13 protein-coding genes and 4 pseudogenes are annotated in these 15,620 nt (G+C 58.4%); 8 read left to right on the top strand and 9 right to left on the bottom strand.

The window, feature by feature from the left end; all coding sequences use genetic code 11:
* Window positions 1-56 precede the first annotated feature (56 nt).
* Window positions 57-1,496, top strand: coding sequence for an MATE family efflux transporter (locus tag B3Y70_RS08240; protein WP_153739775.1), 1,440 nt, complete (start codon window positions 57-59; stop codon window positions 1,494-1,496).
* Window positions 1,497-1,641: 145 nt separating this feature from the next.
* Here the strand turns inward: B3Y70_RS08240 and B3Y70_RS08235 are convergent.
* Window positions 1,642-1,869: pseudogene (locus B3Y70_RS08235) on the bottom strand (diguanylate cyclase domain-containing protein); the annotation flags it as partial.
* Window positions 1,870-2,655: 786 nt separating this feature from the next.
* Here B3Y70_RS08235 and B3Y70_RS08230 point away from each other — a divergent pair.
* Entirely contained in the window at window positions 2,656-3,783 is a 1,128-nt protein-coding gene (locus tag B3Y70_RS08230) for an HD-GYP domain-containing protein (protein WP_153739774.1), read from the top strand.
* Window position 3,784: 1 nt separating this feature from the next.
* Here the strand turns inward: B3Y70_RS08230 and fghA are convergent, their stop codons facing one another.
* Together fghA and B3Y70_RS08220 are read right to left on the bottom strand one after the other, a co-directional pair.
* The gene (gene fghA / locus B3Y70_RS08225) at window positions 3,785-4,630 is read right to left on the bottom strand and encodes an S-formylglutathione hydrolase (RefSeq protein WP_153739773.1); all 846 of its coding nucleotides are present in this window, start codon (window positions 4,628-4,630) and stop codon (window positions 3,785-3,787) included.
* Window positions 4,631-4,663: 33 nt separating this feature from the next.
* Entirely contained in the window at window positions 4,664-5,095 is a 432-nt protein-coding gene (locus tag B3Y70_RS08220) for a CBS domain-containing protein (protein ID WP_153739772.1), read from the bottom strand.
* Window positions 5,096-5,293: 198 nt separating this feature from the next.
* Between B3Y70_RS08220 and B3Y70_RS08215 the strand changes: the two genes are divergently transcribed.
* Both B3Y70_RS08215 and B3Y70_RS08210 read left to right on the top strand, forming a co-directional pair.
* Window positions 5,294-6,655: an alanine/glycine:cation symporter family protein gene (locus B3Y70_RS08215; protein ID WP_022993418.1), complete on the top strand. Its 1,362-nt coding sequence runs from the start codon at window positions 5,294-5,296 to the stop codon at window positions 6,653-6,655.
* Between the two features lie 184 nt (window positions 6,656-6,839).
* Window positions 6,840-7,493: a peroxiredoxin gene (locus B3Y70_RS08210; protein ID WP_022993419.1), complete on the top strand. Its 654-nt coding sequence runs from the start codon at window positions 6,840-6,842 to the stop codon at window positions 7,491-7,493.
* A 61-nt stretch (window positions 7,494-7,554) separates the two neighbouring features.
* Here B3Y70_RS08210 and B3Y70_RS08205 read toward each other — a convergent pair whose 3' ends face one another.
* From B3Y70_RS08205 to B3Y70_RS08190, 4 genes are all read right to left on the bottom strand, one after another.
* Window positions 7,555-8,781, bottom strand: a complete 1,227-nt coding sequence (locus B3Y70_RS08205; protein WP_206854073.1) for a YncE family protein — start codon at window positions 8,779-8,781, stop codon at window positions 7,555-7,557.
* A gap of 179 nt (window positions 8,782-8,960) precedes the next feature.
* The gene (locus tag B3Y70_RS08200) at window positions 8,961-9,743 is read right to left on the bottom strand and encodes a MetQ/NlpA family ABC transporter substrate-binding protein (RefSeq protein ID WP_011783807.1); all 783 of its coding nucleotides are present in this window, start codon (window positions 9,741-9,743) and stop codon (window positions 8,961-8,963) included.
* Between the two features lie 19 nt (window positions 9,744-9,762).
* On the bottom strand, window positions 9,763-10,440 hold the full coding sequence (locus B3Y70_RS08195; RefSeq protein WP_014420171.1) for a methionine ABC transporter permease: 678 nt from the start codon (window positions 10,438-10,440) through the stop codon (window positions 9,763-9,765).
* Window positions 10,440-11,447 (bottom strand): methionine ABC transporter ATP-binding protein, encoded by a 1,008-nt coding sequence (locus B3Y70_RS08190; RefSeq protein WP_014420170.1) that lies wholly within the window; start codon window positions 11,445-11,447, stop codon window positions 10,440-10,442. The genes B3Y70_RS08195 and B3Y70_RS08190 overlap by 1 nt, the downstream gene beginning before the upstream one ends.
* A gap of 138 nt (window positions 11,448-11,585) precedes the next feature.
* Here B3Y70_RS08190 and B3Y70_RS08185 point away from each other — a divergent pair.
* Window positions 11,586-11,858 (top strand): annotated as a pseudogene (locus B3Y70_RS08185) (HDOD domain-containing protein); the annotation flags it as partial.
* Between the two features lie 12 nt (window positions 11,859-11,870).
* Window positions 11,871-12,452, top strand: coding sequence for a hypothetical protein (locus B3Y70_RS08180; RefSeq protein WP_273030788.1), 582 nt, complete (start codon window positions 11,871-11,873; stop codon window positions 12,450-12,452).
* Window positions 12,453-12,477: 25 nt separating this feature from the next.
* Here B3Y70_RS08180 and B3Y70_RS08175 read toward each other — a convergent pair whose 3' ends face one another.
* On the bottom strand, window positions 12,478-13,089 hold the full coding sequence (locus B3Y70_RS08175) for a hypothetical protein (protein WP_011783800.1): 612 nt from the start codon (window positions 13,087-13,089) through the stop codon (window positions 12,478-12,480).
* A gap of 142 nt (window positions 13,090-13,231) precedes the next feature.
* Window positions 13,232-14,719: an amidase gene (locus B3Y70_RS08170; protein ID WP_286896338.1), complete on the bottom strand. Its 1,488-nt coding sequence runs from the start codon at window positions 14,717-14,719 to the stop codon at window positions 13,232-13,234.
* Between the two features lie 97 nt (window positions 14,720-14,816).
* On the opposite strand from B3Y70_RS08170, the pseudogene B3Y70_RS08165 reads away from it, so the two are divergent.
* Window positions 14,817-15,466: pseudogene (locus B3Y70_RS08165) on the top strand (TSUP family transporter); the annotation flags it as partial.
* 2 nt (window positions 15,467-15,468) lie between these two features.
* Window positions 15,469-15,620: pseudogene (locus B3Y70_RS17650) on the top strand (sulfite exporter TauE/SafE family protein); the annotation flags it as partial.

Genomic DNA, 15,620 nt, shown 5'->3' with positions numbered 1-15,620 from the left:
ACCATGGCCGGTCCTGCACGAGTGCCACGTTACTATCCCGGAAAGACCAGAGCGCCATGGACGAAACCCATCAGCCATTACCCGAAGCCCGCCAGCCGCTGATTCAGCGCACGCTGGCCGAGTGGAAAACCCTGGCTATTCTGGGCGGCCCGATTCTGATTGCCCAGGTGGCGCAGATGGCCAATGGTGTGATCGATACCGTGATGGCCGGCCACGCCAGTGCCGAAGATCTCGCGGCCGTGGGTATCGGCAGCAGCCTGTGGATGCCCCTTTTCCTGTTCTTCATGGGCATGCTCGGCGCCTTGCAGCCGATTATTTCCGGCTACAACGGTGCCCGTACCACCCACAAGATCATGCCCGCCACCTGGCAGGGCATCTACATTGCGGCGGCCGGCACGGTGGTAATGGCGCTGTTGCTGACCAATGTCCACCCCGTCCTGGCCCTGCTGAAACTCGACCCGCACACCGCCGGCATCACCCAGGGTTATCTGGACGCCTTTGCCTGGGGCATTCCCGCCCTGCTGCTGATTAACGCCCTCCGGGGACTGACCGATGGCCTGGGTCATACCCGGGTCATCATGGCGTTTTCCGTGCTCAGCACCCTGATTAATTTGCCTCTGAACTACATCTTCATTTACGGCAAACTCGGGCTTCCCGCCATGGGTGGCATCGGCTGTGGCTGGGCCACATCCATCTCCAACGGTGTCGCTGCCATCGCCATGCTGATCTACCTGAACCGCAGCGAGACCTTCCGCCAGTTTCATCTGATTGCCGATTGGGTGAAGCCCGACTGGGCCGGCATTCGCTACATCCTGCGCATCGGCGTGCCCATCGGCTTCACCATCTTCGTGGAAGCCAGCATGTTTGCGGTAATTGCACTGTTCCTGGCGCCGCTGGGGCCAGTGGTGGTCGCCGGGCATCAGATTGCCCTGAATGTGGTGTCGCTGCTGTTCATGCTGCCACTGAGCATCGGCATGGCGCTGACCCTGCGGGTCAGCTTTCTGGTGGGTGCGAGGGCCCCGGATTCCGCCCGGCTGATCTCCCGCAGTTCGCTGATTCTGGCCTCGGCCATCGCGCTGCTGTTTGCCACTCTGCTGTTCGTATTCTCCGGCGCCATTGCCAGCCTGTATTCCGGCGATGCTGAGGTTCAGGCGGTCACCATTCGGCTGCTCACCTTCGCCGCCATGTTCCAGATTGCCGATGTTATCCAGGTAACCTGTATCAGCGCCCTGCGCGGCTACAAGGACACGCGCATTCCCATGTTCATCATGCTGTTTTCATTCTGGGGAGTGGGCCTGCCGCTGGGATATGTGCTGACATTTACCGACTGGGTATGGCCGGCGCTGGGCGCTGCGGGTTTCTGGGTAGGACTGACGGCCGGGCTGACCTCCGCCAGCCTGTTACTCGGCTGGCGCCTGTTTCATTACCAGCCTTCCACACCCGTTGATGAAGACACTCAGCCTGCAGCCGTGGGAACCGGCTCTGGCATGGGCTGACCAATATCCTCGGCATAGACAATCCGGTCACGCCCGGTTTCCTTGGCGGTGTACAGCGCGTTATCGGCCCGCCGGGGTGTTTCATGTATTTTCGGAGCACCTGCTGAAGATTGTTCATCACCGCACGCAGATTCACGCCATCAACGCCTGGCAGCAGCAATACAAATTCCTCACCGCCATATCGGAACAACTGATCGGAACGGCGGGTATTGCTCTCCAGCAGGGCCACCAGCTCGGTGAGCACATCGTCGCCCACGCCGTGGCCATATTCGTCATTGATCTTCTTGAAGTGATCAAGGTCCAGCAACACCAGAGCGTAGGGCAGGCCGGAACGCTCGGCATTGGCAGCGGCCACATCCAGCTCTTCATCCATGGAACGGCGGTTCTTTACGCCGGTCAGCGGGTCAATGGTGGCCAGTTGCTCCAGGCGCCTGCGCTGGCTGTGGTTGCGATGAGCAAAGACATAAGCGCAGGCACTGACCACAACGGCGGTCGAAGAAAACGACCACATCTGCTCCTGGCTACTGAATGCCAGCCCCACCACCATCATCGCCAGGATAGCGGACAGGTTGATACCCACGGCGATTCTCGGACCAACCAGGAAGAAAGAAGTGACCAGGCAGGGGTACAACCAGAATAACCCCGGATCACCCACGATGCTGCCCACTACCACAGCACCGTAGGATGAAATAATTGCCATGACCAGGCCCGTCCTGCGGGTATCTCCCGTTAACCAGGCATAAGCCATACTCGTCGCAATGCCGCCCAGGATCGCGCTATCCACCACACCCGCCAACAGGTTTCCCTGCATAAACCGCAGCACCGCAAACGGCGTGATGCCCACCAGCCCGCTGATGCCCAGCAAGGTAATGATGGATAAACGAAAATCGTTTTTCAGACGGTGAAACATGCAGCTCTGGATCCGACAAAAGTCTTATTTAGCATCCAAGAATAGCGCAAGCTTCTCAAACGGTCGTTCCAGGGCAACGATTCTTAACAAATCTACCACCAAAGGCGACATAACGTGACCTGCATCACGCTTTGCTTTTCTCTAATATTCCAATGTAATCCACTTTATAATCGTCCAGGCAACGATCATTAGCTTCAAACCTATTGGCCAGCCATACTATCGCGTACCGCCGGCAGAACCAGGAACATTGTGTCTAACTCACTGATAAGAATAGCCCCCGGGGCACTGACTATTGGCAAACCCCTGCCCTGGGACGTTTTCGACGCAGAAGGCAATATTCTTCTGCGCCAGGGCTATGTGATTCAGACCAACAGCCAGCTCGAGCAGCTGTTTGAAAGAGGGCGCTTCAAGCCCCGGAAGATCGAGCGACCGAAAGAGGAAACCTTTGAAGACCTGCGCCAGCGGAATCCGTTTGCAGAATACGGAGACTTGCTGACCACGCTGGAAGTCACACTTAACGCCATTACCTCGGAAGATCCCACCGCCCAGAAACGCCTGCTGGGTCTGTGTCGAATGCTGGATAAAACCTGCCAGGAGGCACCCGACGCCAGCCTGGCACTGGTGCACCTGTATTCCATCAGCCCCACCATCCATGAACAGATCCTGTTCTACGGCATCCTGTGCCATTCTATCGCACGCCAGTTCGGGCTGGAGGAAAAGCGGGCAACTGTGCTCACCGCCGCCGCGCTCACCGCCAACCTCGCGCTGGTGCCTGTGGCAGACCAACTCAACGCCTCCAATACGGTGTTGACCGATGATCAGCGGGCGGTCATTCGCAAGCACCCAGCCCGAAGCATTCAGGCGCTGACGTCGGCCGGCATCAATAACAAGCTGCTGCTACGTATCATTGCCCAACACCACGAACAGGCCGATGGCTCGGGGTACCCTGAAGGGCTCAGCGGTAGCGATATCCTTCCGGAAGCAGAAATCCTGGCCCTGGCCGAGCGCTATGTGGCGATGATCACCAAGCGCGCTTACCGTAACCGGATGAATATCACTGAGGCCCGCAAGCTCATCGCCACCCTGGCGGACGGCAAGTTCCGGCCGGCGATTCCACGCTCATTGCTACAGATACTTGGCGATCATCCGCCGGGCATGCTGGTCCGGCTGGTCAACAATGAGGTTGGTGTGGTCACCCGCCGGGCGGATCGTACCCGGGGACCTTTCGTGAAGGCGATATTCGGCCCCCGAGGCAATCGCTACAGCGGCACCTTTGAGCGCGATACCAGCCTGCTGGAATACAACATTCGAGCGCCGGAAGAGCCCGAGATCATGCCAACCATGGATTTCAGCATGCTCTGGGGCTTCCGCTCCTGACTCAGATCAGCCCCAGCGCCCGGGCATGATGGTTCAAGTGATCGTCAATGAACGAGGCGATAAAGAAGTAGCTGTGGTCATAGCCCCGATGCATACGCAGGTTCAGGTGATGATGAAACTTCTCACACACATCGGCCAGGGCATCCGGATTCAGCTGGCTGTCCAGAAACTCATCGGCCGTACCCTGGTCCACCAGTAGCGGCAGCCGTTCCTTTGCCGTCGGAATCAACATGGTGGCATCCCAGGCTTCCCACGCCGATTGATCGTCACCCAGGTATCCGCTAAACGCCTTCTGGCCCCAGGGGCAGGCCATGGGGTTGGCAATTGGAGCAAAGGCCGATACCGACTTGTAATACCCCGGGTTCTTCAAAGCCGCAATCAGAGCCCCGTGCCCTCCCATGGAATGGCCACTGACCGAACGTTCGCCGTTCAGCGGCAACTCGTTTTCCACCAGCTGCGGCAGCTCCTTGACCACATAATCATACATCCGGTAATGCGGCGCCCAGGGCTGCTGGGTCGCGTTCACATAGAAACCGGCTCCGGAGCCAAAATCATAGCTGTCATCCTCGCCGGGCAGATTCACGCCTCGGGGACTGGTATCCGGGCAGACAATGGCCAGGCCCAGCTTTGCAGCGAGTTTCTGGGCGCCGGCTTTCTGCATGAAATTCTGATCGGTGCAGGTGAGGCCCGACAACCAGTACAGCACCGGCACCTCTTTGGCCCGAGCACCCAGCGCCGCAGGAGGAAGAAACACCGCAAATTCCATGTCGCACTCCAGGGTAGCGGAGGTATGGCGATAGCGGCGGTGTTCCCCGTCGAAACAGACGTTGGTGGATAACAGGTCCATAGATCCCCCCGGAGTTAAAGATGTGGTTAGCGATCAGTCCTCAGCCCCGGCATAGCTGGGTTTGTCGATACTGAAACCGGACTTGGCAAATTCCGCCAGAATGGCAGTACGCGTTACGATACCAACCAGTTTGCCATGATCAACCACCGGGTACACTTTTGGCTTACCGGCTCCCAGATTCTGGGCCAGATCCACCACCGACATCTCCGGCGATACCGTCATCGGCTGCCGGAACATCACGTCATCCACAATGGGATCACCTTCGTGGTGGTAGTTGCTGACCAGCAGCGAGTGTATACAGTCCTGCTCCGAGACAAAGCCCAGCACACGGCGATGATCATCCACCACCGGCAAACCGGTAACATGATTGGCCAGAAGGGCTTTCACCACCCTGGTGACCGGCGTACCACAGCGTATCGGTTCAATGTGGTTCCACATCACTTCAGATATTTTCAATGAGCGCATCGACAACTTCCTTTCAGACAGAATAACGGTGCCCGATTGAGCACTTCCATACCCTAAACATAGGCAAAGCACACAGAAATGAAAAACCGGCGTTATGAAAACGGTTTACATCGGATAATTGTCGACTAAACTCAATGGGTTATGCCCTTTCAGGGCTCAATAATCCTGATTCATCCGTGGTAAACAGTGGGAGAACCCATGGAAGCCATTTCCAATTTTGTAAGTGAAATCAACGGACTGGTATGGGGCCCTCCCATGCTGGTGATGATTCTGGGCGTCGGCCTGTTTCTGAGTATTGGCCTGAAATTGATGCCGATCATGAAACTGGGCGCCGGTTTCCGCCTGATGTGGAGCGGCCGGGCCCGCGGTGACGAGGATGACGGCGATATTCCCCCGTTCCAGGCCCTGATGACCGCACTGTCTGCCACCGTGGGTACCGGTAACATTGCCGGTGTTGCCACCGCAGTCTTCCTCGGCGGCCCCGGTGCGCTGTTCTGGATGTGGCTCACAGCCCTGGTGGGCATGGCCACCAAATATTCAGAAGCCGTTCTGGCGGTTCGCTTCCGGGAAGTGGACGAGCGCGGCAACCACGTGGGCGGCCCCATGTATTACATCCGTAACGGCCTCGGCAGCAAGTGGGCCTGGCTAGGCATCCTGTTTGCGGTGTTTGCCTCTGTGGCCGCCTTTGGCATCGGTAACACGGTTCAGGCCAACTCCGTCGCCGATGTGCTGGAAACCAATTTTGGCCTGCCCCACTGGGTAACCGGTGTGATCCTGATGGTACTGGTGGGCATGGTACTGATTGGCGGTATCAAGCGTATCGGCCAGGTAGCCAGTGCGCTGGTGCCGTTTATGGCTGTGTCCTATGTGCTGATTGGCCTGATCGTACTGGCCATTAACGCCAACCAGATTCCGGAAGCCATCAGCATGGTATTCAGCTATGCCTTCAGCCCGGCTGCAGCCGAGGGCGGGTTTGCCGGTGCTGCGGTCTGGGCAGCCATCCGCTTTGGTGTGGCCCGGGGCATCTTCTCTAACGAAGCAGGTCTCGGCTCTGCCCCCATCGCCCACGCGGCAGCGCAAACCAAGAACCCGGTCAAGCAGGGCATGGTGGCCATGCTGGGCACCTTCATCGACACCATCATTGTCTGTTCCATCACTGGTCTGGTGATCATCACCTCCGGTGCCTGGACGTCCGGTGAAACCGGTGCCGCACTCACGTCCCTGGCCTTTGAAACCGGCCTGCCGGGCTTTGGTAACTACGTGGTGGCGATTGCCCTGGCGATCTTCGCGTTCACCACCATCATTGGCTGGTCTTTCTACGGCGAGCGCTGTATTGAATTCCTGTTCGGTGTGAAGGCCATTCTGCCTTACCGGGTACTGTGGATTGTGGCCATTCCGGTGGGCGCCACCATCAACCTGGGCTTTATCTGGCTGGTGGCCGACACCCTGAACGCCATGATGGCACTGCCCAACCTGATCGCCCTGCTGCTGTTGAGCCCGGTAGTGTTCCGACTGACCAGGGAGCACTTCGAGAAGCAGAAGGCTCTGGGCGTGGAGTAATACCCTGTCTATGCAAGACGCTCACAAGGATGTGAGCGATCCGTTGGATGCGCCAGATCAAGCCCCCCTTGTAACTGGCGCATCCATCACCACAGTTACTCGTATACACTGATCAGACAACAACGGCGGGCAACGCCGGCGCAATACACGAATTTGCCAACAACCGTGTCGAAGGAGAGTAAGTATGAGTCTGCGTCTTGGAGATACTGCACCCGATTTTGAACAGGATTCCACCGAGGGCCGCATTCGCTTTCACGAGTGGCTAGGCAATAGCTGGGGCGTGCTGTTTTCCCACCCGGCCGACTTCACCCCGGTGTGCACCACCGAGCTGGGCCTGACTGCCAAGCTCAAAGACGAGTTTGCCAAGCGTAACGTCAAGGCCATTGCCTTGAGTGTCGACCCGGTCGATTCTCACCACGACTGGATCAAAGACATCAACGAAACTCAGGGCTGCACGGTCAACTTCCCGATCATTGCAGACCACGACCGCCAGGTGTCCGAGAAGTACGACATGATCCACCCGAACGCCAACGACAGCCTGACCGTGCGTTCGCTGTTTATCATCGACCCGAACAAGAAGGTTCGACTGATCATCACCTACCCGGCATCCACCGGTCGTAACTTCAATGAAGTGCTGCGGGTAATCGATTCCCTGCAACTGACCGACGAACACCGCGTGGCCACACCCGGCAACTGGGAGAGTGGCAGTGATGTGGTGATTGTGCCGTCCCTGCAGGATGAAGATGAGATCAAAAAGCGCTTCCCGAAAGGCTACAAAGCCGTGAAGTCCTACCTGCGGATGACACCAGACCCACGCGCTAACTGGAGTGGTGACTGATCCACTCTGTTGCGTTGAAGTTATCCGAGGGCAGGTTCAAACCTGCCCTCTTCACCGGCACTTACCAATGTGCCGGTACCTGCCCTTCCCGAATCCTCTGAGGATGATCTCCGACATCGACCCGCGCCAATTCAGTCGCAGTATCGATATCAATCACTGACATCTGGTCGGTACCACTCCAGGAGACGTAACAACGGTCGCCCGCTTCATTGGTCGTTACCCAATAAGGCTTCTCGCCGAGGCCAGTCAGTAACTGATAATCAAACGTTTCGCGGTCCACGATCGCCAGGTAATCACTCATCGTACCTGCCACACACAGAGCATCTCCGTCGCCATTCATGGCAATGCCGTGGTGAGCCGAATCATTGATGTAGAGTTCCCGGGGCAGGTCCGGCACAAGATTGGGTAACTCGGCCAATCGGGTGACCACGCCTTCTTCCATGTCGTACTCCACAAAGCCGTGCAGGAACGACAACTGAAAATAGAAGAAACGTTCATCCGGAGTATGAGCCATGGGCCGGATGGCCGGGCTCAGCTTGCCCAGGCCGGCCGCCTTCAGCTTATCGGCAAAATCGAACTGTTCAATGATCTCCAGTGAGTTGGCATCCACCACCTGAAAGCGGCGCTCACCCTTGGTGAAATCCAACAGATTCTTGTCCAGCGGTGTGAATACATGGCCAATGCTGGCGTGGTAGATCTTGCTGCCATCCCGGGAATAGACATTCTCATGGGGAGAATTCCCGGTGGGGAAGCGACCAATCTCGTTCCCGGTATTCACATCCAACACGTGAACCACATTGCCGGTAGAGGCCGAAACTGCGACCCGGTTACCATCCGGTGACAGAGCCATGTGGTCGGAACGGTAGCCCTCTACCTGAAAACGCCAGGCGATTTTCCCGGTCCCGGTCTCAATGGCAACCACATCGGCAAAACTCGGACGGGAGACAATCAGCAGCCGGCCATCCGGGGAGCTGTACATATCGTCCACATACTGATCGTTACCTTCGCCAATCAGGTAACGTACCGCTTTGAAGAACACCAGTCGTATCGGGTTGAAGAGAATTTCAGTCATACGCTGGCGCTTGTCGGGGATGCCATTGATGCGCCCCAGGCTGGTATAGGTCTCGGCATCAATCACATCGATCATGCCTTCCCAGTTATTGCCAACAAAAATGACATCACGTGTGTTCTCCTGGGCCAGTGCTGGTGTACCGGCCAGCGCAAGAGACGACGCAAGCAGCAATGTCTGAATACCGCGGCGGGCACGAGACTGTTTCATTCGTATCATGGTGAGTTCTCCGAACTATTGTTTTTGCTATTTATCAACTCGGCGAACACTTGTACCTTTTTTGACCAATCGCGCACATGACGCAAGCGACAGCAACTGCGTCATTTCGGTCAATTCCAGGTATAAAAAAAGGACAGGTTTTACCCTGTCCTTTCGTGAGTGAGGCCTAACTGCCGGTATCAGAACGCCGGAACAACCGCACCCTCATACTTCTCCTTGATAAAGTCTTTCACCGCATCGGATTTCAAGGCATTGGCCAGCTTCTGCATGGCTTCGCTGTCCTTGTTGTCCGGACGGGCGACCAGAATGTTCACGTAAGGAGATTCGGAGCCTTCAATCACCAGAGCATCTTCAGACGGGTTCAGGCCCGCTTCCAGCGCGTAGTTGGTGTTGATCAGCGCCAGGTCCACCTGGTTCAGGATACGCGGCAGGGTCGCCGCTTCCAGTTCCTTGAAGTCCAGGTCTTTGGGGTTGTCGGCAATATCACGCGGGGTCGCAGTGATCTTGCTTTCGTCCTTCAGGGTAATCAAGCCCGCTTTCTGCAGCAACAGCAGAGCACGGCCACCATTGGTGGGGTCGTTGGGGATGGCCACAACCGCACCTTCTTTCAGCTCGTCCAGAGACTCGATCTTGCTGGAGTAGGCGCCGAACGGCTCCACGTGAACGCCGGTCACAGTCACCAGATTGGTGCCACGGCCGTCGTTGAACTCATCCAGGTACGGCTGGTGCTGGAAGAAGTTGGCATCCATACGCTTCTGATCAACCTGGATGTTGGGTTGCACGTAGTCGGTGAACACCTTCACATCCAGCTCCACACCCTGTTCCGCCAGGGCCGGCTTCACGAATTCCAGCAGCTCGGCGTGGGGTACCGGAGTCGCGGCCACGGACAGTTGTTCTGCCGAAGCAGCGGTCGAGAAGGTTGCAACAGCGGCCAGAGCCACCAGAGTTTTCTTCAGGTTCATAACAAATCTCCTGCGTTAATTATTTACGGCTGAAATACAGAACCAGGCGATCGCCCGCCATCTGCAACACCTGCACAAAGATCACCAGCAGGGCCACAGTAATCACCATGACGTCGGTCTGGAACCGCTGGTAACCGAACCGGATCGCCAGGTCGCCAAGGCCGCCGCCACCAATAACGCCAGACATGGCTGCGTAAGACACCAGAGTAATGGCCGTTACCGTAATGCCCGCGATAATGCCGGGAAGTGCCTCCGGCAGCAAGGCACCAAAGATGATTTGCCGAACATTCGCACCCATGGCCTGGGTTGCTTCAATAATGCCCCGGTCCACCTCCCGCAAGGAGGTTTCCACCAGGCGGGCAAAGAACGGAGCACCACCGGCCACCAACGGGGGAATCGCGCCGGCCACCCCCAGGGAGGTGCCGATCAGCATTACCGTGAACGGGATCATCACAATCAGCAGGATGATGAAGGGCACAGAGCGCAGCACGTTCACAATAAACGACAGGATGGCGTAGGCCACCGGCTGTTCCAGCAACTGACGCTTGCCGGTCAGGAACAACAGCACACCTATGGGCAAGCCAATCAATACGCTGAACAACAGCGACATGCCCACCATCACCAGGGTATCCCAACTGGCCCAGCCAATTTCGGCCCAGTCCACGTTCCCCATAAGGCTTTCCATCAAGGCTTCCATCAGCGCACCACCTCCACATGAACTTCAGCGGCTTCCAGCGCTTTCATGGCGACCTCCAGATCGCCGCCCACCAACGACAGGGTCAACTGGCCGTAGGGCGTGTCCTTGATGTGATCAATCCTGCCCGAGAGAATACTGAAATCCACACCGGATTCCCGGGCAACACTACCAAGCAACGGTTTGTACGTGGATTCCCCCTTGAACGTCAGTCGCAGAATACGACCCTCGGCTTTCTGCAGATCTTCCTGCAACTCATCGCGATCGACGTTTTCGCTTTCGAACACAAAATCCCGGGTGGTCGGGTGCTGGGGGTGCAGAAAGACTTCACTGACCGGCCCCATTTCCACCACACGGCCGGCATCCATCACCGCCACCCGGTCACAGACACGGCGCACCACATCCATCTCGTGGGTAATCAGCACAATAGTCAGGCCCAGTTCCTTGTTGATGTCCGCCAGCAGCTTTAGTACCGACTGGGTGGTTTGTGGGTCCAGGGCGCTGGTGGCTTCATCGCACAGCAAAATAGTCGGTCTGCAGGCCAGAGCGCGGGCAATGCCTACCCGCTGTTTCTGCCCGCCGGATAACTGAGACGGATATTTGTTGGCATGATCGCTCAGGCTCACCCGTGCCAGCAGCTCATCCACCCGACTGCGAATTTCAGCCTTGGAATAAATGCCCGCCAGCTTCATCGGGAAGGCAATATTGTCAGCCACCGTCTTGGACGACAGCAGATTGAAATGCTGGAAAATCATGCCCACTTTGCGTCGGAAGGCCCGCAACTCTGCGGCGCTGTAGCGGGTGATGTCCTCGTCGTCGATCAGGATGCGACCGCCGGTGGAGGGTTCCAGTTTGTTGATCAGTCGGACAAGGGTCGATTTGCCCGCGCCGGAGTGGCCGACGATGCCGAACACCTCACCGGTCTCGATGGTCATACTGGTGGGATGCAGCGCGGGGATCGCCCGGCCAGCCACCTGGTACGACTTTTCTACCTGGTCAAATACAATCACGATCAGTGCCTTGCAGATGCGTCGTTAAAACCGGCGATTATAGCCTATTCAGGGGGCAAACCCGAATCCCGCCCGGTGGCCGGCAGGTGGGTAGTTGCCCTTACACCAAAAGGTACCTGACAGACCCGCACCCAGGTCAGCACGGTCAGCCGGGCCATCACGCTGATCGGCTTTGATGCCGTGAAGTCCATGGCGATTTCGTCTCTGATTGTCGATTCCCTGCTTAAACGCAATGATCGCCCCCACATGCTGCGATGCCTGGCCAGGGCGATTCACGCCACGGTACAGGCCCGCTGCCTGATGCTCAAACGTACCGAGCACGCCCTTGAAGAAGTCTTTATCGGCGCTTTGCTGATGAACATCGGCGAGACACCCGCCGCCATCCGTGACCAGCTCAAGGTGAATGCCTAGGAGGCCACCAAAGTGGCGGTTTCTCTCGGCATCCCGCAAGTGACGGCCCTGCTGCCGGGCAACCAGGAGTCAGCCCCCGATGCCCAGGCCCCGGCCATGGACTCCGATCTGCAACTGCAGATTCTGCGGGAGCTGACCCAGACCCTGGCGGAAAAACCGGACATCAATGAGGTCTGCCAGTTAGTGATTGAGGGGATTCACCGGGCCATCGGCATGCAGCGCGTAGCCCTGTTGATGACCGACCGCTCCGGCGAACTACTGGTACCGCGCAAGGTAGGTGGCCGCGGCACCGAAGAATGGCGTGAGCACTTCATCATCAAGAAAGATGGCACCGGCCCGCTCGGGTCACTGCTACCCCATGGCCCCTGCGCCGTCTATGAACCGCGAAAGCAGACCGAAGGGGTGCCCTACGATCGCTGGCTGGGGAAAGTACCGGCGCTGACAGGTTCGCTGAAAGCCAAGGGCCGGTTGGTAGGTTTGTTCTACGCGGACAATGCGGCAGCAGGCTATGTGCCATCAGAACAACAATTGGCAGCGTTTGGCCACTTTATCCAGAACGCCCAGTTGTGTCTGACCCTGATGTCAGTACGCTGACATCAGGGTCAGCCTGGTACAAACACTAGTGCAGCGAGCGCATCTGCCTCGGATAGAGGGCCGCACTGACTTCCGGTTCTTCCAGCAGATCTGCCAGTTCCCGATCCACGTCGGTTTCCTCGCCCTCATCCGGCAGCGGCTCAAACAGGGTGCTCAGCCAGGAGGCCACGGACGGCGCGTTATCTCGGTCGTAGTCGGTAGACAGCGCCTTGATCCGGCGGAAGCCGATAATGCGTTGGTGACGCGGGTCGCGGATCTGCTCGAAACCCCGCCAGTAGATGCGATCACGGGTGTGAAGTTGGACGAACAGGGTATCGATGGGGCCATTATCGTCATCCCGGGCGTCGTCATCAGTCGCCGCCTGCTCAGGCTCGGGCTGGCCTTCGGCCGGTTTGCGGCGGATGGTGGTCCAGGCCGGATAGAGCACCGCAACTGCGTCGGCCTCCACATGTTCCCTGGCTGCTCTCAGAATAAGCCCCCAGCGAGCCTTGTCGGCATCAGTCTCCAGTGAGTTGATAGGAAGGTCGTAGCTCTGATCACTGGACAGGACGATCGCCATCATCGGGGCGTCCAGTTCCCCCATGGCTTCAGCCTGCGCTACGGATACCAGATCGTCGATTGCCATCGATTGGTTCATAAGATGCTCGCCTCCTCGATGCCATCAGGGTGGTCAGGAACCGGTGTCCCTGACTAACAGCATAGCCTGTTCCACATGGAAAGATAAACGTGGAGTTGGTCACCGCGGATCACAACCCCCGGAGAAGGTTTTTTCTTCGACCTCAGAAAGCATCCTCAAGGCGCTCGTAGTTGCTGAACCACGGATTCGCCTCTTCCAGTTGAGCAGCAACCTGCAGCAGGCGGTCTTCACCACCGTGGGCCGCCCCGAACTGCACCCCCACAGGCAGCCCGTCACGGGTCCAGTGCAGGGGTACCGACATCGCCGGCGTTCCCGTCAGGTTGGCCAGCTGGGTGAATGGCGTCCTGGCCAGGCTTTCCAGAGCCATCTGGTCCACCTGTCCACTCTTGTGCACCAACTTTCCGGCTTTCAGACCGAGCATCAGCCGGGCCACCAGTTTCAGGTGAGCCGGTGTGTCCATTTGCCCGATCCGGGCCGGTAACTGGCCGGTGGTGGGACACAGATAAAGATCAAAACGGTCGAAATAGGCCCCCAGAGCCCGGGCGAAATCGTTCCACTGCTGGCGCAGGCGAACATAGTCTGGCAGCGGCATGGTGCGCCCGAGCATGCCCAGCAGCCGGGTTTCCAGCTCAAAGTCCCGATCGATGGCGCCGAATTCGGTTTTCGCGCGCTCCATGAGGGCAGACACCTCACCGAAATAAAGCGCCAGGTAGCAACGGGCAAGGGCGAGTCCATCGAATTCCGGGCGGGCGTATTCTACGTTGTGGCCCAGGGATTCCAGCAGGCGGGCCGTTTCTTCGACTGCGGCGACACATTCCGGCGCTACCTCGGTGTCATAGGGTGACGAGGTAAATACGCCGATTTTGAGGCGGCCCGGTGACTGCTGCATCAGGTCCGCCCAGGGGGCCGATGGCTGTGGAATAGTAAACGGATCGCCACTGGCCGGGCCGGAAAGCACATCCAGCATCGCGGCGCTGTCCCGGACCGTGCGGGAAACCACATGATCGGTGGACGCTCCGGTCCAGGCCTCGCCAGCGTATGGGCCAACCGAAATCCGGCCCCGGGACGGCTTCAGCCCGAACAAGCCATTGTAGGCGGCCGGAATACGAATGGAGCCACCGCCATCGTTGGCACCGGCCATGGGCACAATGCCGGCCGCGACCGCAGCGCCGGAACCGCCACTGGAGCCGCCCGGCGTGCGCTCGGTATCCCAGGGGTTACGGCTGGCGCCCCACAACGCCGATTCGGTCACGGCCTTGAGGCCAAATTCCGGGGTTGCCGTGCGGCCAAGAAAAACCAGCCCTGCCTCCCGGGCACGGCGCACAAACTGGGAATCCCGCGTAGCGACGTTCTTCAGCAGAGCCCGGCTGCCGTAGGTACAGGGATGCCCGGCCTGTTCCTGTGCCAGATCCTTGAGCAACAAGGGCACCCCGGCGAAGGGGCCCTCTGCAGGAAAATCCTGATCCATGGCCTCCGCAAACTGCGGGTGGCAGACGGCATTCAGGCGCGGGTTCACGGCGCTGGCACGGTCGATAGCGGCCTCGGTCACTTCCCGGGAGGTGACTTCACCCCGGCGAATCAGATCGGCCAGGGCCGTGGCATCGTAACGGAGATATTCGGACGGTTTCATTGGCAACCCTGCTTGTTGTTCTTCGGCGAAAGTCCCCTGGACATTCCCGCTATAAACCGGAAACTCAGGAGCTTACGCCAATACCAGAGTGAGTTCCATGAGCCTGATCGTGTTTCCGGAAGCCCTGAGCACCAGCGTGATTGTGTTCCTGCTGATGGCTTCAGCGGTTACCTCCATGATAACCGCCACCCTGGGCGCCGGCGGCGGTGTCCTGCTGCTGGTACTGATGGCATCCTGGCTGCCACCGGCGGCGATCATTCCTGTTCACGGCATGATTCAGCTCGGTTCAAACAGTGGCCGGGCCGTACTGACCCGGCATCATATTGACTGGAAAGTGATTGCCGCCTTCGCCCCCGGCGTGCTGGCCGGTGCCGGACTGGGTGCCTGGTTGCTGGTCGATCTGCCGGCTCATCTGTGGCAACTGAGCATTGCCCTGTTCGTGCTTTACCTGTGCTGGGGCCCCGGATTGCCCAAGGCCTCTTTTGGCCCGTTCGGCGTATTTATCGCCTCTGCCATCACCAGCTTCGTGAGCCTGTTCGTGGGCGCTACCGGACCCCTCGTAGCGGCGTTTATCAAGCAGATTCACACCGACCGCTTCCGCACCGTCGCCACCTTTGGCACCGCCATGACCCTGCAGCACGCCCCCAAGGCCCTGGTATTCGGCGTGGCCGGTTTTGTGTTTTCGGAGTGGCTGCTCTTTATTCTGGCCATGATCGCCTGCGGCTTTGCCGGCACCTGGCTTGGATTNNCTGTGGCAACTGAGCATTGCCCTGTTCGTGCTTTACCTGTGCTGGGGCCCCGGATTGCCCAAGGCCTCTTTTGGCCCGTTCGGCGTGTTTATCGCTTCTGCCATTACCAGTTTCGTGAGTCTGTTCGTGGGCGCTACCGGCCCCCTGGTGGC

Origin of the sequence: Marinobacter sp. UBA5687 (assembly GCF_002420325.1) — a bacterium.
Taxonomy (GTDB): domain Bacteria; phylum Pseudomonadota; class Gammaproteobacteria; order Pseudomonadales; family Oleiphilaceae; genus Marinobacter; species Marinobacter nauticus.
The sequence above is the reverse complement of the archived record's forward strand: the minus strand, read 5'-3'. Positions and strand labels throughout refer to the sequence as shown.